Here is a 15,993-nt window from a genome sequence, read left to right as displayed (position 1 = left end):
GGTCTTATGATTGACTGCTTTTAAAAAAGACACCGTTTAGGTGTGAGGTCTTTTTAGTGTTATTTATAGTCATATCAAGGCTCGTTTAATTATGGTAAATTCGTGGTAAAATGAGTGCTTTTCTATACTTCAAAATATTTGAAAGTATAGTGTTTATACGGATAATCAAAAATTAGATATAAAATTTTGTAGAAAATAAAAAGAAACGGCGGCTTTGATTTTTCAAAGCTGCTGCGGAAATCAAAGAACGACAAGCAACAGTTCTGATTTTGCTCCAATATGGTTATTGGGGGCACAAATTAAAATCAAAAAAGAGCCGATAACAGCAGTATTTCAAACTGCATATTATCGGCTCTGCGTCTGTGCGTCTGGCTCTTTTAATTAAATTATTTTTGTTGTTTTTTGGCTTTATTATATGTATTAGCTAATTGTCCACAAGCTGCTTTAATCTCTCTACCATGAGAAACTCTCATGGTAACTTCAAGTCCTGTTTGCTCTAATTGATGTTTGAACGCAACCATTTCTTGTTTTTGTGGTGCTCTAATTTTTGAATTACTCGTCGGGTTGTATTGCAGCACGTTAATCATAACATTTTTGCCCTTAAACCATTTTGCAAGTTGCCTTATATCTGAGGAACGGTCATTTATACCTGGTAAAAGTAAATACGCAAATACCACTTTTCGATTATGCCTTTGTGAATAGGACAATGCTTGCTTAACAACATCTTCAATAGCGTACATGTGCATATGAGGAATGATACAGTTTCTCGCAGCCTGTGTTGCTGCATGTAAAGATATTGTCAACTGAATTTTTAGATGTTCTTCGCGCAATTTTTTTAATTGATTAACTGGACCAACTGTTGATACGGTAATGCCGTCGGTTGGAAAGTTAAGTCCATTTCTATCTCGAAGAATATGGATTGCTGCAATCAAGTTGTCGTAATTGAATAAAGGTTCTCCCATTCCCATAAAAACGATACGATTTACTTTTTGACGTATCAATATGACCTGCTGCACAATTTCAGACGGTGTTAGATTACGAACAAAACCATTGCGTCCGGACTCACAAAAAATACAGCCAACAGAACAACCAACTTGCGTACTTACGCAAACAGTCCCACCATCTCGCCGTTTAATAAAAACCGTTTCGATATACCTGTTGTCTTTCAATTCATAAACATACTTTTCAGTATCGCTACTTTTATAGACTTTTTTTGTTGATATTGATAGATTTTTTTGTGAAATGGCTGTTTATATAATTCCGTATATAAGGCTCTTGCTTTATCCTCTCCAATTACTTCCGACATTTCTTTGTAAGTAAATCCGTATGGGTCATTCAATATTTCCGTAGGTGTACTTTTAGGTAAGTGTTTCATTTAATATCCTTCCTTTTCAAAATTAAAAAGTTTGTTTTTCAGAGTTTTTGATTATGATTTCTAATTTTTCAACATCAACGATATGTGTTAATTTACATTTAGGGCAGAAAAGAGGAAAATTTCTTAATACCGTATTATACAATACTTGAAACCTCGTCTTTCCGTTACAAATTGGACATTTTATCCAATATTTTTCAAGCATAATATTTCTCCTTTTGCGCAAAAAAATACAGGTCAATTCTCAACATGAGCATTGACCTGCATTTATACATATAACACTACAACAAAATTAAGGCATAGTTTTTATACTATGTCTATACATCGTTAGTTTTGTTGTATAGCATACGCAAAATAAGCATGACAAAAAAGCCCATATTGAAAATGGGAAAAATCTTTTTTGATTTCAATGCTTATCGAATACGCATGCTATGTAACATAAATATATAACAAATTTTGCTAGGAGGCACGTATGGTTATGCAAGCCGCTTTGCCCCAGATCAGGCCCATCAGCGATCTGCGCACTCGTTTGAACGATATCGAGAACCTCGCTCGCGAGTCGCGCGAGCCCATCATCATGACGAAAAACGGCACCGCCTCGCTCATCGTCATCGATAGCGACGCTTATGACGAGCATCTGCATCACGAGCGCGCCGTGCGCAAGCTGCGCGAAGCCGAGATAGAAGAGAAGTATCGACCCGCCGCCGTCTCGTACGACGAAGTGAAGGCGCGCGTGGATCAGCTCATCGAAGCAGCGGAGCATCTCGGTGCGCACGATTGAGTTCAGGCCGCGGGCCAGCGTCGATCTCGATGGCATCCTCGTATACATCGCACTTACATTGAAGTCGCCGCAAGCCGCTCGAAATACCGCCGATGCCATCTTCGCCGCAATCGAGAGAGCCGCCGAGCTTCCCGAACTCGGCCAACCGTTCTTCGACGAAGATCTCGATCATCAGGGGTATCGCCGCGTACTCGTGAAGCGCTACTGGATCTATTACACCTACGATGCCCATACGCTTACCGTGCGTCGCGTGTTCCACACGATGCAAGACACCGACTGCTACGGGTTCGAGCTGCTGGACGACTGATCGCATCCGAAGCACGCGCCGCTCGCGCTGCGACGGGCGCAAGCGCGAATGCAAAGAACGCGACACCTTCAGAAACGGCGCCCTTAGCCTGCCACGCCCTGCTTGATGGTCTCCTGCAACCGAGCCAGGTGATCCTCGTCCTCGATCCACTGGTGGCTCTGCGTGCCCAGAGGCAAGTCGAAGCCGCACGCCTCCAACGCCGCAGCAACCTCGTCGGGACCGTTGGTCCCCCAACCGTAGGAACCGAACGGGATGCCCACGCGCCCCTCCCAGCCTGCTTTCGGCGAGAGGCCCTTGAGGTAGCACAAAAACGCGGCAACCGTGGGCATCATGCCGTTGTTCAGCGTTGGCGACCCTACGGCTACGAACTTCGCCGATAAAAGATCGGTCATGATGTCCGAGATATGGTTCGCCTTGAGGTCGAACAGCCGGGTGGGCACGCCGCACTCGATGAACGCCTCCACGATTTCGAGCGCCATGTCCTCGGTGGTGTGCCACATGGAATCGTACACGACGATAGCGCTGTCATCGGGGGCGAGCGAACTCCACCGCCCGTACTCCCCCAGGATCTCGGCCACATGGCTGCGCCAGATGACGCCGTGGCTGGGAGCGATCATGTCGACCTCGCACCCTTCGAACGACTTGAGCGCCTTTTGAACATGGCGCGAGTACGGCATGACGATGTTGGCGTAGTATTTCTTCGCCTGCGCCAGCACCTCGGGCAGGCCCACCTCGTCGTCGAAGTGCTTCGACGACGCGAAATGCTGGCCGAACGCGTCGTTGGAGAACAGGATGCGGTCGTATTCGGAATACGTGGCCATATTGTCGGGCCAGTGCACCATCATGGTCTGAGTGAAGGAAAGCGTTCGCTTGCCGATGCGCAGGGTATCGCCCGTCTTGACCGGCACGTAGCCGCGGTCGCCGTAATGGGCGGTCAAACCGTTCACACCGTGAGGACCGCTGGCGTAAATTTTCGCACGCGGAGCGAGGTAGGAAATGGCAGGAACCGCGCCGGAGTGATCTTGCTCTACGTGGTTGACGATGACGTGCTCGATACAGGCCGGATCGACCACCTCGCTGATACGCTCGATAAGTTCGCCGGCGAAAGCCGGTTTGCAGGTATCGATAAGGGTCACCTGCTCGTCCATGATAAGGTAGGCGTTGTACGTGGAACCGCGATCCGTCGTGTATCCGTGGAAGTTACGCTCGTTCCAATCGATGCCGCCCACCCAGTACACGTCGGGCTTCACCTTCACCGCATGCAGCATGGCCGCTCCTATCGTTCGCCGCCCCTCCCCCGACGGGGAGGGGCTCTCGTCTCTCGGCTGAAATGTTATCACATGGAAAGCAATTGCCGAGAGCTACCTCTTCTCCACCGGCACCTGGATCTCGGTGAGCCACTCCGATTCGGGAATGCCGCTCCATGATCGCAGCGATGCGGCATGCACGCCTTGAGTAACATGAGGAGGTTTTGCGACTCGTGAAACAATTCGTCAACGACTGACGTGTTTGAAGCGAAGGGCTTTCTCACGAATTTCTTTCAGGTTGTTTTCAACATCCGCCGATAAGCTAGAAGCAGGCCGACCCAAGAGAAAGGTGCGAGCATGGCTGCACAATCGCCCCGCAGACGCGCCTCGCGCATTCGAACCGCCGCCTACCGACGCCGGCTGTTCGCCCGTCAGACAAATCCGCTCGCCAGCCGCGAGCGCCCGATTTTCAGGCGAAGGCGCGGACGCTGGACCGCCGCACGCCTGTGCTTTTTCGGCGCGGCAGCGTTGTTGGCGGGCGCGGTTTCGTTTTCCATGCTGTCGTTTCCCCCGGCCGCAGCCGATATAGACGCAGAGAAGCGCGCGGCGCAGGACGTTGCTTCGTTGCAAGAAGACGTCTCGCATCCGCAACGCTCCGCCTCCCTGGAGGTGCCCGCCCTAGCGCAGAACCCCGAGCTGCCCACTGGCTGCGAGTCGGTGGCGCTAACGAACGCGCTGCTATCGCTCGGGTTCAACCTGGGAAAAACGGATATCGCCGACAACTGGCTTCCTTTGAGCGAAGACGACTTCGTGACGGCGTTCATGGGCGACCCGCATTCGACCGACGGCCACAGCTGCATGGCCCCGGCAATCGTCCGAACCGCCGACGCCTATCTGGCCGCGCAAGGATCTTCCCTGGAGGCGACCGACATAACCGGCTCGTCGCTCGACCAAGTACTCGATCAAGTGGCCGGCGGCAACCCCGTCATCGCCTGGTGCACCATAGGGCTGGAGCCGCCCGGCGCCGCCTACCGGGCGGCGCGCGAAAACGGCCGCACCTACCGTCTATACGCGAACAGCCACTGCGTGGTGGTGAGCGGCTACGATTTGAACGAAGGCCTCGTGCTGGTCAGCGACTCGCTGGCCGGCCAGGTGAGCTACGATCTCCAGCAGTTCGCCGTTCGCTACTACGAACTGGGCGCGCAAGCCGTGGTCATCGAATAAGCGGCCGCGCGAACGCTCGCCTATTCATGCGCCCTGCGCAGCGCGGCGATCTCTTCGGCGTAGCCTGCGAGATCCGGGTTGGGGGTCTCCAGGTAGAACGGCAGGTCGCGCAGCTTCGGATGGTTCGTCACGGCGGCCAGGGCTTTGAAGCCGATCTCGCCTTCGCCGATGCGGGCGTGGCGGTCCTTGTGCGAACCGCGGGCATTCATGCTGTCGTTGAGGTGGATGGCATGCAAACGGTCGAGCCCGATCACACGGTCGAACTCCTCCAGCACGCCGTCGAGGTCGCCCACGATGTCGTAGCCCGCATCCCACACGTGGCACGTGTCCAGGCACACGCCCACGTGGCTCTCCAGCTCCACCTGCGCGATGATGGCCGCCAGCTCCTCGAACGTGCCGCCGATCTCGCTGCCTTTCCCCGCCATCGTCTCCAATAGCAACGTGGTGGTCTGATGCGGCAGCAGGCTCTGGTTCAGCGCGTCGGCGATCTTGGCGATGGCAACCTCGCACGGCTGGCCGACAGCGCTGCCGGGATGCATGTTGTACAGCTGATGCGGCGTCTCCTCCATACGGCCGAGGTCCTCGGCCAGCACCATGAGCGCGAAATCGCGCGTCTGCTGCTTGTCGGAGGCGGGGTTCAGCGTGTAAGGCGCGTGCGCCAGGATGCGCTCGATGCCATGCTCGGGCGCATAGGCGGCAAAGGCCGCGATGTCTTTCGGGTCGATGGCCTTCGCACGGCCGCCGCGCGGGTTGCGCGTGAAGAACTGGAACGTGTTGGCGTCGATGGACACGGCGTCCTTCGCCATGTGGAGATAGCCCTTCGCGCTTGAGAGGTGGCAGCCGATGGTGAACATGCCCGCATCCTTTCCGATGGTTTAATCGTGACGCACATAGTAGCATATAGGAGCGCCGGACCGAACGGCTCGTGTGCAATGTCGCAGGTTCTACGCGTTCGCGCGAGCCCGGTGGCATCCGATGGTGAACATGTGGCGAGATCCTTCCGATCAGGGAGCTTTCCCGCCATCGTAGCGCCCGGCCGTCGCCGCGCGGCACCGGCGAGCGTCGCTGAACCCACTTGTTGGAAGGCCGTTGAAGAACCGTGCAGCCGAGCGCAATCCGACCGAGCGGCGGCGAAGCGGCCGTACGGTCTGCGATAGTGTCGGTCGTCTGCAAGGTCCGCCCGACGCGCGCGGCAAGCCGCCGAAAACCCCGCGTTGACGCCCCCCCCCCCCGGACGATCTATACTGGAAGGCGAGAGAGCCGCTGAAAGGGAGCGAACCGAAAGGACGCATCATGAAGAAGGGCTACATCGCCGTCGGCGTTCTGTTCGCTATCGACGTCGCCGTGACGGCGGCGTTCGTGGCGATCATGCCCGACCAGGTGCCGGTCCATTTCACGGGCGGCGAGATCGACCGCATCGGCAGCAGGTTCGAAAGCTTCACCGCGCCCGCTCTCGCGCTTGCGTTCGGCCTGTTCATGATGTTGCTTACGAGGTTCGGCGACGAAGGCAACCGCGCAACCATGATGAAGCTGACCGTCGGCATGCAGGCGATCTTCATCGCCGTGACGGTGTTCGCATCCCTGAACATCCTGTCGCACGACGTTTCGGATATCTCCCTCGGCGCTCCCGACGCCGGCATGTCGAAGATCGCCGCTTTCGTCATCGGCGCCACGCTGCTGTTCCTCGGCTACCTCATGCCCAAAGCGACCCGCAACTCGGCCTTCGGCGTTCGCCTGCCGTGGACCCAGAAAAGCGATGCCGCGTGGCAGAAAGGCCAGCGCTTCGGCGCGCGCACGTCCATCCCCGCCGGCATCCTCATGATCGTCTGCGGCATCCTCTTCGACGGCGATCTCGCATTCGCCGCCACCATGGTCGTCTTTGCAGCCTGGGCGCTCATCAGCATCATCGGCTCGTACTTCGCGTGCAAGGACATCGATGCCTGAGCGGTTGATGAATCTCCACCGTTTGTTCGATTGCGCTTGCTGGCTCCAACCTGTATTATGTAGGCATTCGGGCTGGTCGAAAGATCCGGGCCTGACGGGAAGGCGGAGGTTTTTCTCCGCCACTTCTATCTCTGGAGTTCCAGGCTAGCGAACCGCTTCCGCAGCCGTTACAGCAGCACTCCCAGGGCCACGGCGATCGCAACGAGCGCGAGGGATCCCGCCATCGCGGCCACGTCGGCTGCGACGAACGGGTACTCCTTGTAGCCGCTTGTCGCGGTGCGCAGGTTGAAGCCGCGCACCTCCGCGGCTATGGCGGCGCTGTTGGTCTTGCGCACCGACGACACCAGCAGCGGCACGCACAGCGGCACCATCAGGCGCACCTTCCGCACGATGCCGCCCGCGTCGAACTCCACGCCGCGCGCCGTCTGCGCTTCCATGATGCCCTTCATGTCGTTCATGAACATCGGGATGAAATGGATGGTGGATGTGAAGGTGAACGCGTACTTGTACGGCACGTGCAGCACCTTCACCACGGCGTTCGTGATGTCGTTCATCTTGGTGACGTAGAACACGAGGAACAGCGGGATGGCCGCAGCCACGAGGCGCACCACCGTGGTCAACGCCGCCAGCAGACTGCCCGTGCCGACGTAGCCCCACGGCAGCTCTACCAGCACCGCGCCGCTGGGCGTCGTGAGCACCTGCACTACAGCCAAGATCAGCGAGAACGCGAACACCGCCTTCGCCAGACCGATGGCGGGCCTCACCATGCCGCACGTCGCGGCCAGCGCGAAGCCTGCCGCCAGCAGCACGGCCAAGAACGCGAGGTTGCTGGAGCAGAAGCACGCGAGCGCGAACGCCGCGGCCGCCGCCAGCTTGGCCACCGGGTTCATGCGATGCAGCGGACTGGTGCCGGGCACGTATTCCAGAAACGAGCTCATGCGCACACGCTCCTTTCGCTCGTCCGAACTTCCTCCATGACGGCCGCGGCCATCTCGTCCAGCGTGTTGGCGCGGCCGACGGGCCCGTCCGCGAGGTGCGGCATCTCGCGGCCCAGCTCAAGCGACAGCTCCACGATCTGCGGCGGGACGAGCGAGGCGCGCTCGAGCGTTTCACGGTTGCGCAGCACGTCGAACGTGGGAGCGTCGTCCACCACCTCGCCGCCGCTCATCACGATGCAACGCGCCGCGTAATCGGCCACCACCTCCATGTCGTGGCACACCATGACCACCGTGGTGCCTCGCTCGTGGATGCGGCGGATGATGTCCATGACCTTCACGCACTCGCGATAGTCCAGGCCGGTGGTCGGCTCGTCGAGCACCACCACCGGCGGCGCGAGCACCACGATGGACGCCAGCGCCAGCAGCTGGCGGGCGCCGCGGTTCAACAGGAACGGGTCGTCGTCGGGGTCGAAGGCGAACTCCTCGACGATCGCGTCGACGCGCGAGTCGGCGTCCGGTCCGTCCAGCCCCAGCGCTTTGAAGCCGAACAGCAGCTCCTCGCGCACCGTGTTGCAGCAGATCTGGCTGTCGGGGTTCTGGAACAAAAAGCCCACGCGGCGGGCCAGCTCGCTGGTGCGCAGGTCGCTCGTGGGGACGCCGTCGATGAGCACCTGGCCGGCATCGGGCTTGAGCAGGCCGTTCATCAGGCGCATCGTGGTGGACTTCCCCGCCCCGTTCGTGCCGACGAACGCGACGAACTCGCCGTCGCGGATGGTGAAGCTCACGCCTTTCAGGATGGGAGCCGACCCGTCGTAGGACGCGTGCACGTCGCGGAACTCGATCATGCGAGCACCTCCTTCAACGCCTCGCGCGCCTCGCGCACGTTACGGACGGGCGCGCCGGCGTACAGGCCTTCAGCGCGCAGGCGGTTCATGAGCGTGGTCGAACGCGGGCAGTTCACGCCGATGGCCTTCAGCTCGTCCGAATGTTCCAGCACCTGCGCGGGGGCGTCGGCGAAGCGAATCCGCCCCTCGTCGACGACGACCAGCATATCGGCGTACTGGGACAACAGCGCGATCTTCTGCTCCACCACCACGACGGTGGCGCCATGCTCGCGCGCATAGCGCGCCAAGAGGTCGAACACAGTGCGCGAACTCAGAGGATCGAGTTCGGCGGTAGGCTCGTCCAGCACGAGCACCCGCGGGTTCAGCGCCAGGACGGACGCGATGGCCACCTTCTGCTTCTGCCCGCCCGACAGCGACGAGATCACGCGGTCGCGCACCTCGGAGATGCCCATGTCGGCCAGCGCCTGCGCCACGCGATCCTCGATCTGGCCGCGCGGCACGCCGAAGTTTTCCAGGCCGTACAGGATCTCGTCCTCCACGACCGACGTGACGAACTGGCTGTCGACGTCCTGGCAGACGCTGCCCACCAGCCGCGACACGTCGGTGAGCGCGACTTCGCAGGTGTCCAGCCCGTCGACGACGACGGAGCCGTAGAAGTCGCCCGGATAGCAATGCGGGATGATGCCGTTCAGCGCGTAGGTCAGCGTGGATTTGCCCGAGCCGGCCGCCCCGGTGATCCCGACGAACGCGCCGTCGGGAATGTCGAGGTCGATGCCGCTGACCACCGGGCGGTCGCCCTCGCGGTACCGGAACGTGAAGTCGCGTATCTTGATCATGAAAGAGTCTTTCTGGGGTCGCAGGTTGGCGTAGTGAGTCAGCGAGGCGGGCTGTTTCGCCGTTCGGAGAACGGCGAAACCCTAGCGCTTCAGCACCTTCTTCAGCGGCATGGCCAGGACTTGGACGAGGATGCAGTTGAACGTGGCGGTGCCGAAGACGATGGCGGCGTACGTGGCCAGGGCCACCATGACGTCGCCGCCCGTGGACACCACGTTGATGTAGACGGACAGCAGGGCGAAGGTGCCGCCGGACACCACCGTGGAGACGAACGTGTTCACCAGCGGGTTGAGGTCGAGCTTGCCGCCGATGCGCAGGGGCACCTTGATCAGCAAGCCGCAGGCGAGCGCGCCCAGGACCTCGGAGGGGATGTTCAGAAGCGGCGTGGCGTTCAACAGGGGGATCTGGCAGATGAGGCCGGCCAGCAGGCCGATGACCAGGGCCTGTCCCAGCTTCGGACGGGTCAGGATGATGGCCAGGCAGTACATCGCGATGATGAAGTTCGGCTTCATGCCCATCGACGAGAGCAGCGAGCCCACCGTCAGCTTGAGCACCGCGCCCGCGGCCAGCAGCACGGCGATGAGGATGAGGTCCTGCGTGGACAGGCCCGCCCTGCTCGGCGCCGCCGCCACTTCGCGCTTGCGCGGCGCTGACGCCTCGCCTGCCGTCGCCGTTTGCGTCGCAACCTCGCGCTTGATCTGCTGTTCCATGTTCCTCAATCCTCTCTTGGCGGAGTCCCCGCCGGTCGCGTACCCCTCCCGGGGCGTCTGGTTTGCCGGCACGAACTTCGCGGACGAGGATCACTCCGCGCAATCAACCTCATGGCCTCGGCGCTGTGCGCCCCCGCAATGAAAAAGACCTGTCCTTCTCATCGAAGGACAGGTCTTGTAAACCTGCGGTGCCACCTTCACAGTTGATTCCGCGATGCAGAACCCTCTCACGAACATGCCAACACATGTTCTGCCCTTAACGCAGGCTCACGGTCCAGATACTCGGTCAGCCCGGCCGCTTGCGCGCCGCGCCTTCCTTTCCCCTTTCCCTCGGCGATCCATTTACCATCCAGCTTACTGCGGGAATCCCAGCTGCGCCCGCTCTCTGTGAGTGCTCATGACGGCTTGACCTTCGCCTCATCGGTTTCAAGGTATTAAGTTGTGGCGCAAACTATAGCACAGTGTTAGGAAAAGCTGTCAAGAAGTTTTTCACAGCATCCGTCGGACGTGTCCGGCGTGCCAAAGGGACGGGTGTCTTGACACACGCCCCTTTGGCACCATTCCCTTGATACCATCAAAGCGTGTCAAATCACCCGTCCCCTTGACACGCCTTGTCGCCGGCCGACAGGTACGCGGCGACAAGGCGGCGCGTTTCGGCCGCCGACGGCTCCAAATCGCCGCACACGGTCAGCATTGAGCGAGTGCGGGCGAGGCCGATAGCGGTCGACGACGCCACAAGCGCCTCCTCCTCCACCGAGCGATCCGTCAGCATACGCCGTTCGGGGCACTCGGCTAAATGCGCGCGCAAAGCGTCGGCCATGGAGCGCTGAATAGCCAATATGTCGCGCTGACCTTGAAAGAACAGCTGAGGCATGGAGCGCAGCGCTTCGCGTCGCAGGTTCACAATGCCCTCGTCCACGCCCGAAGCGGCGCCCGTTCCCACTACGCCGACCAACACGTCGAGGTAGCAGGCTTCGCTATGCTCTTCGAGGATGCGAACCAGCCGTTCGTCGTCGGGAAACGAGTCCAGACGACCCATGATGGCGGCCGCTTTCGATGGGAAGTAGTTGAAGAACGTCTTCTTGGAGATCTCGGCACGGGCGCAGATGTCCTCTACCGTCACGCCGTCGTAGCCCCGTTCGATGACCAGCTCTAACGCCGCTCGCTCCACCGAAAGCCTGGCTTTGAGCTTCTTACGATACCGCAGGCCTTCCGCCGACGGCTTTGTCTGTTCCACGTTGCGCGCACCCTTTCATCGCCGCGATGTGCCGTTTCGGTGCAGGGTACCACAACTTTACTGCCGAGCACTTTTCATCTACCGAATGAATATTTATACTGAGTGTAAATCACGTCAACCGCATGACAACGGGCGTCTTTGAAGTCGGGTTAGCTGCAAGCTCCCCTTCAAAGGCGTTTTTGTTCGCAGCGCACATTCGGAAGGAACAGGTATATGGGTTTAACGCGCAAGCAGATCGTCATGCTGGCCGTGCTGGTGTTCGGCACGTTCGTGACGGTTCTGAACCAGACCGTCGTCGCCCCGGCGCTGCCGTCGGTCATGACCGAGATGAGCGTCGACGCCTCCATGGCGCAGTGGCTCACCACCGGCTTCACGCTGGTGAACGCCATCATGATCCCCATCACGGCTTTCTTGACGGACCGCTTCACCACCAAGCGGCTCTTCCTCGTGTCCATGGTTATCTTCACGTTGGGCAGCTTCCTTGCGGGCTGGGGTCCCAGCTTCGTCGTGCTGCTGCTGGGCCGGCTCGTGCAGGCCGCCGGCGCGGGCATCCTCATGCCCCTTGTGATGACGGTGCTCATGTGGACGTTCCCCGTGGACAAGCGCGGTACGGCCATGGGCCTGTTCGGCATCGTCATCGCGTTCGGCCCCGCCATCGGCCCCACCGTGGCGGGCGTCATCATCGACCGCTACACCTGGCACGATATGTTCTACATCATCACCGCGCTGTCGGCCGTCGTAGTGCTTATCGGCGCGTTCGTGCTGCAGAAGGGCGGCGAAACGAAGAAGGACGTCACGCTCGACGTGCCCTCCGTCATCCTGTCGTCGCTGGGTTTCGGCGGCCTATTGTACGGCCTGTCCACCATCGGCTCCTACGGCCTGCGTGCCGACGCTATCGCCGGCACGCTCGTTGGCGCGGTAGCGCTCGTGTTCTTCTTCCGACGCCAGCTGAAGATGGAGAAGCCCATGCTGCAGGTGCGCGTGCTGCAGAACCGCAAGTTCCTCATCGCCACGATCATCGGCATGTTGGTGCAAGGCGCGCTTTTGGCTGCAGGCATCTTGGTGCCTATCTACCTGCAGTCGCTCATGGGCTACTCCGCCACCGTGTCCGGCCTCGTGTTGCTGCCCGGCGCCATCATCATGGGTGCCATGGGGCCCATCGCCGGCCGTCTGTTCGACAAGCACGGACCGCGCGTGCTGGCGCTCGTGGGCATGGGCGTGCTCACGCTGACTACGTTCTGCTTCGCATTCCTGAGCACCGAAACCGGCATCATCACCTTGACCCTTCTGTACACCGTGCGCCTGTTCTCGCTGTCGCTGGTGAACATGCCCATCACCACCTGGGGCATGAACGCGCTCGACAACGAGCTGGTGAACCACGGCACTTCGGTGAACAACACGTTCCGCCAAGTGGCGGGCTCGCTGGGCACCGCCATCATCGTTTCGGCCTCCACTATCGCCACGAACATGAGCTCCCGGACGATGACTCCCACGCAAGCCAGCATCTTCGGCATCGACGTGGCGTTCGCCCTAGCCGGCGCGCTGTGCCTCGTCGGCTTCGTCATGGTCGTGGCGCTGGTGAAGAACAAACCGGGCGAGGCCGCCGAGAAGGATCGGGACAACTCCCGCCGCACGGTGCTGGAGTCCATCATGAAGCGCGACGTGTACACGCTGCCCGCCAACGCCACCGTGGCCGAAGCCATGCAGGTGCTGGTGGACCGGCACATCAGCGCCGCCCCGCTGGTAGACGAACAGGGCAAGGCCGTGGGCTTCGTATCCGACGGCGATATCATGCGCTACCTGTCGAAGCGATCGCAGATGCTGATGGACCCCGTGGTCATGATCATGCAGACCGTGGACGCCGACGGCGGCAACCAGGACTTCGCCCGCAAGCTCGACGAGCTCATGGGCATGCCGGCGAAGAGCATCGGCGCGAAGGGCATCATCGGCGTGGACGTGCATGCCGACCTTCCCGAAGTGTGTCGCGTGTTGGGCGAGAACCACTTGAAGAAGGTGCCCGTGCTGGACGAGGGCCAGGTGGTGGGCGTGATCAACCGCTCCGACATCACGCACTACTCCATGCAGCAGTACCTGGCCGAGCGCGACGCCGAAGCGGCGTCGAAACTGGAGCGCTCCGAGGAAGCCGCCGCGCTCCCCGACGACGAAGCGATGGCATCGTCCATCTAACGCGCCCTTCCCTTTTCGCTCCCCTGAGACGGCAGCCGCTTGGCTGCCGTCTTTTTTCGCAGCGCATCCCACCGCTTTCGCAGCGGTCGCCTACAGACTCCCCTTGCATGCTAGCATCTGAGCGTTAACCTGCCCGAAGGGAACTCCCATGAGAAAACGCCTGATCGCTCTTGCTACCGCCCTCGCATTCGCCTGCCTGCTCGACCCAAACGTCGCATTCGCGAGCGCTGTTCCCGTCACCATCGAAATCGGCGCCGACGGCGCGCCGATCGGCACGTCGGGAGAAGGCTGGACGTACGCCGACGGCAAGCTCACGCTTGGCGCGGGGCACGCGTTCACGTTCACGGGCCACGCGCTCAACGTCTCGAGCGAGAACCTCCTTCGGAACAAGGGCGTCATCGAGGACGGCACGTTCGTCGATGCGTCGCAGACGTCCGGTTTCGCCGTGCGCAACGAAGCGGGCGGCGTGATCAGGGGCGGCGCGTTCACCGCAAGCATCGGAAACGCGGGCATCATCGCAGGTGGAACCTTCAACAGCGACCCGAACGATCCCACAAAATCGTACGTGAGCACCTCCTCCGGCACCATCACGGGCGGCACGTTCGACTGCATGGTCATGGGGATGAGAAGCGGCGCGATCGAGGACGGCACGTTCAACGAGTCCGTGAACATATTCAAAGGCTTCGCCATCAACGGCGGAACGTTCAACGGAGAGGTGAACAGCGGCAACAGCTCCAACCTCGGCGGCTCCATCTGCGGAGGCACGTTCAACGGCCGCATGCAGAATCAGGGAACCATCGAGGACGGCGTGTTCCACGGAACCGTGCAAAACGCATCCAACAACGCCGGCGCCGGCGCCATCGCGGGAGGCACGTTCAACGGCTACGTGAACAACTACGACGGCGCCGTGATTTCGAGCGGCACGTTCAACGACGGCGGCGAAAACAACAACGTGACCAACGACGGCACGATACGCGGCGGCGAGTTCAACATCGGAGTGGACAACGGCGGAGCCATCGAAGGTCAGGGCGTATTCAACGCATACGTGCAGAACGGATACATGAGGTTCGATCCCGACGAGAACCGATCCTGCACCATCAAAGGCGGCACGTTCAACTCGGATGAAATAGACAACTTCGGAACCATCGAAGGCGGTACGTTCAGCGGCAAGATTCTCAGCAGGGGCGTCATCGCGGGCGGCGCGTTCTCCTCCACCAGCTCCGTGACAAGCAACGACGAAGACACCACCACCGGCGGCGGCACCATATCCGGCGGCACGTTCGACGGCACCGTAACCAACGGCGATCCCGACCCCGACTACAACAACGCCGTCCTGACGGGCGGCACGTTCAACGGCAGCGTGACGAACCACGGAACCATCGCAGGCGGCACGTTCCTTAGCGACGTGACCAACCGAGGCGTCATCGAAGGCGGTATCTTCGAGAACGTCATCAGCGACCAGGGCGGCACCGTGACCTCGTGCGCGTATCCGCTGCGCGCGAACCTGACCGGGCTGTCCATTGCCGCGGTACCCAGCGCAATGCCGAAGAACACGGCTGCAGGCTTCCCGGCGGAACCGTCCGCCGCGTTGACCGCCGCGTTCGAGAAGGACGGCGCAGATGCGAACCTCTACCAGCTGAGCGCGAACGAAGGCTACCTGCTGCCCGACGCGATCGACGTGCGCTGCGGGGCGGCCGACGGGCAAACGCTCGCACTGGCCGCGGGCACCGATTACACGTACGACCCGGCCACCGGCGCGATCGCGATCAAGAAGAGCGTCGTCACCGGGCCGTTGCTCCTCGCGGCGCAGGGCGCGGCGGCTCCCACGCCCCCGGTTCCCCCAACGCCGGACACGCCGGCGCCCGCTCCGGAACCCGAGACTCCAGCACCGAAGCCGGAGTCGAAGCCCGATGCGCCCAAGCCCTTGCCAAGCACGACCGACTCCAAGCAGGCACCGGCGAACGCCGCCGCACTCGCCGCGACGGGCGATGCGCCCCTGCCGCAAATTGCGCTGGGCATCGCGCTTCTCGCCGGCGGCGTAACGCTGACCTGCGCGATCGCCATGCAGATCACGCGGAAAAAGCGGAGCAACCGCTCGTAGCCAACGAGAGAGGGCACCGGCAACGGACAGGGCACGTCGAGCGCCAGCACGGCGGGTCCTTGCACGAAACGCGTCCTTTTTTGCACAAAAAGACGCGACGTTTGATGTTTCGCGGTCGCAGCTTGCAGCAGCAATTCGAGCAGCCGAAGAAAACAGCAGGTCAAGGAAGCGCGCTTCCCAACAAGGGAGCGCGCTTTCGTTTTGTCGCGCCTTTTCTCAGCCCCGTGCGTCAAACGTCGCATCTTTTTGTGCACCGCAGGGGAAAT

Annotated in this window: 14 protein-coding genes and 1 pseudogene; 6 read left to right on the top strand and 9 right to left on the bottom strand. The window is 60.2% G+C overall.

The genetic code is table 11. The features are described 5' to 3' along the window. Window positions 1–386: 386 nt before the first annotated feature. Both rlmN and GT613_RS01370 read right to left on the bottom strand, forming a co-directional pair. Window positions 387–1,375: pseudogene (gene rlmN / locus GT613_RS01375) on the bottom strand (23S rRNA (adenine(2503)-C(2))-methyltransferase RlmN). 22 nt (window positions 1,376–1,397) lie between these two features. After that, on the bottom strand, window positions 1,398–1,577 hold the full coding sequence (locus GT613_RS01370) for a cysteine-rich KTR domain-containing protein (RefSeq protein WP_161172475.1): 180 nt from the start codon (window positions 1,575–1,577) through the stop codon (window positions 1,398–1,400). A 267-nt stretch (window positions 1,578–1,844) separates the two neighbouring features. On the opposite strand from GT613_RS01370, the gene GT613_RS01365 reads away from it, so the two are divergent. Continuing rightward, window positions 1,845–2,153 carry a type II toxin-antitoxin system Phd/YefM family antitoxin gene (locus GT613_RS01365; protein ID WP_009306606.1) on the top strand — a complete coding sequence of 103 codons (309 nt, stop codon included), beginning with the start codon at window positions 1,845–1,847 and terminating at the stop codon, window positions 2,151–2,153. Then, entirely contained in the window at window positions 2,140–2,460 is a 321-nt protein-coding gene (locus GT613_RS01360; protein WP_009306607.1) for a type II toxin-antitoxin system RelE/ParE family toxin, read from the top strand. Before GT613_RS01365 ends, GT613_RS01360 begins: the two co-directional genes overlap by 14 nt. An 83-nt stretch (window positions 2,461–2,543) precedes the next feature. Here the strand turns inward: GT613_RS01360 and GT613_RS01355 are convergent, their stop codons facing one another. Then, complete coding sequence (locus tag GT613_RS01355) at window positions 2,544–3,728, bottom strand: FprA family A-type flavoprotein (RefSeq protein ID WP_161172474.1); 1,185 nt, start codon at window positions 3,726–3,728, stop codon at window positions 2,544–2,546. A 336-nt stretch (window positions 3,729–4,064) separates the two neighbouring features. Between GT613_RS01355 and GT613_RS01350 the strand changes: the two genes are divergently transcribed. Then, the gene (locus GT613_RS01350; RefSeq protein WP_161172473.1) at window positions 4,065–4,931 is read left to right on the top strand and encodes a C39 family peptidase; all 867 of its coding nucleotides are present in this window, start codon (window positions 4,065–4,067) and stop codon (window positions 4,929–4,931) included. Between the two features lie 20 nt (window positions 4,932–4,951). Here GT613_RS01350 and GT613_RS01345 read toward each other — a convergent pair whose 3' ends face one another. Continuing rightward, window positions 4,952–5,785: a deoxyribonuclease IV gene (locus tag GT613_RS01345; RefSeq protein WP_009306610.1), complete on the bottom strand. Its 834-nt coding sequence runs from the start codon at window positions 5,783–5,785 to the stop codon at window positions 4,952–4,954. 439 nt (window positions 5,786–6,224) lie between these two features. Between GT613_RS01345 and GT613_RS01340 the strand changes: the two genes are divergently transcribed. Next, entirely contained in the window at window positions 6,225–6,875 is a 651-nt protein-coding gene (locus GT613_RS01340; RefSeq protein WP_009306611.1) for an SdpI family protein, read from the top strand. Between the two features lie 167 nt (window positions 6,876–7,042). Here the strand turns inward: GT613_RS01340 and GT613_RS01335 are convergent, their stop codons facing one another. The 5 genes from GT613_RS01335 to GT613_RS01315 form a co-directional block, all read right to left on the bottom strand. Continuing rightward, complete coding sequence (locus GT613_RS01335) at window positions 7,043–7,813, bottom strand: energy-coupling factor transporter transmembrane protein EcfT (RefSeq protein WP_009306612.1); 771 nt, start codon at window positions 7,811–7,813, stop codon at window positions 7,043–7,045. Continuing rightward, entirely contained in the window at window positions 7,810–8,658 is an 849-nt protein-coding gene (locus tag GT613_RS01330; RefSeq protein ID WP_009306613.1) for an energy-coupling factor ABC transporter ATP-binding protein, read from the bottom strand. The genes GT613_RS01335 and GT613_RS01330 overlap by 4 nt, the downstream gene beginning before the upstream one ends. Beyond that, on the bottom strand, window positions 8,655–9,494 hold the full coding sequence (locus GT613_RS01325; protein ID WP_009306614.1) for an energy-coupling factor ABC transporter ATP-binding protein: 840 nt from the start codon (window positions 9,492–9,494) through the stop codon (window positions 8,655–8,657). Before GT613_RS01325 ends, GT613_RS01330 begins: the two co-directional genes overlap by 4 nt. A gap of 81 nt (window positions 9,495–9,575) precedes the next feature. Further along, window positions 9,576–10,202 (bottom strand): tryptophan transporter, encoded by a 627-nt coding sequence (locus GT613_RS01320; RefSeq protein WP_009306615.1) that lies wholly within the window; start codon window positions 10,200–10,202, stop codon window positions 9,576–9,578. A 589-nt stretch (window positions 10,203–10,791) separates the two neighbouring features. Next, window positions 10,792–11,439 carry a TetR/AcrR family transcriptional regulator gene (locus GT613_RS01315; protein ID WP_035585740.1) on the bottom strand — a complete coding sequence of 216 codons (648 nt, stop codon included), beginning with the start codon at window positions 11,437–11,439 and terminating at the stop codon, window positions 10,792–10,794. A gap of 213 nt (window positions 11,440–11,652) precedes the next feature. Here GT613_RS01315 and GT613_RS01310 point away from each other — a divergent pair, with 213 nt between their 5' ends. Next, complete coding sequence (locus tag GT613_RS01310; protein WP_015761216.1) at window positions 11,653–13,626, top strand: MDR family MFS transporter; 1,974 nt, start codon at window positions 11,653–11,655, stop codon at window positions 13,624–13,626. A gap of 148 nt (window positions 13,627–13,774) precedes the next feature. Further along, on the top strand, window positions 13,775–15,727 hold the full coding sequence (locus GT613_RS01305) for a hypothetical protein (protein ID WP_015761217.1): 1,953 nt from the start codon (window positions 13,775–13,777) through the stop codon (window positions 15,725–15,727). Window positions 15,728–15,993 lie beyond the last annotated feature (266 nt).

Origin of the sequence: Eggerthella sp. BIOML-A4 (assembly GCF_009875575.1) — a bacterium.
Lineage (GTDB): Bacteria > Actinomycetota > Coriobacteriia > Coriobacteriales > Eggerthellaceae > Eggerthella > Eggerthella lenta.
Note: the sequence above shows the minus strand (reverse complement) of the source record. Positions and strands in the feature narration are given on the sequence as shown.

Excerpts from the sequence above, each read along its gene's own strand:
- GT613_RS01365 (WP_009306606.1), top strand. The coding sequence starts at position 1,845 with ATGGTTATGCAAGCCGCTTTGCCCCAGATCAGGCCCATCAGCGATCTG.
- GT613_RS01370 (WP_161172475.1), bottom strand. The coding sequence starts at position 1,577 with ATGCTTGAAAAATATTGGATAAAATGTCCAATTTGTAACGGAAAGACG.
- GT613_RS01335 (WP_009306612.1), bottom strand. The coding sequence starts at position 7,813 with ATGAGCTCGTTTCTGGAATACGTGCCCGGCACCAGTCCGCTGCATCGC.
- GT613_RS01320 (WP_009306615.1), bottom strand. The coding sequence starts at position 10,202 with ATGGAACAGCAGATCAAGCGCGAGGTTGCGACGCAAACGGCGACGGCA.
- GT613_RS01350 (WP_161172473.1), top strand. The coding sequence starts at position 4,065 with ATGGCTGCACAATCGCCCCGCAGACGCGCCTCGCGCATTCGAACCGCC.
- GT613_RS01330 (WP_009306613.1), bottom strand. The coding sequence starts at position 8,658 with ATGATCGAGTTCCGCGACGTGCACGCGTCCTACGACGGGTCGGCTCCC.
- GT613_RS01325 (WP_009306614.1), bottom strand. The coding sequence starts at position 9,494 with ATGATCAAGATACGCGACTTCACGTTCCGGTACCGCGAGGGCGACCGC.
- GT613_RS01355 (WP_161172474.1), bottom strand. The coding sequence starts at position 3,728 with ATGCTGCATGCGGTGAAGGTGAAGCCCGACGTGTACTGGGTGGGCGGC.
- GT613_RS01345 (WP_009306610.1), bottom strand. The coding sequence starts at position 5,785 with ATGTTCACCATCGGCTGCCACCTCTCAAGCGCGAAGGGCTATCTCCAC.
- GT613_RS01310 (WP_015761216.1), top strand. The coding sequence starts at position 11,653 with ATGGGTTTAACGCGCAAGCAGATCGTCATGCTGGCCGTGCTGGTGTTC.
- GT613_RS01340 (WP_009306611.1), top strand. The coding sequence starts at position 6,225 with ATGAAGAAGGGCTACATCGCCGTCGGCGTTCTGTTCGCTATCGACGTC.
- GT613_RS01305 (WP_015761217.1), top strand. The coding sequence starts at position 13,775 with ATGAGAAAACGCCTGATCGCTCTTGCTACCGCCCTCGCATTCGCCTGC.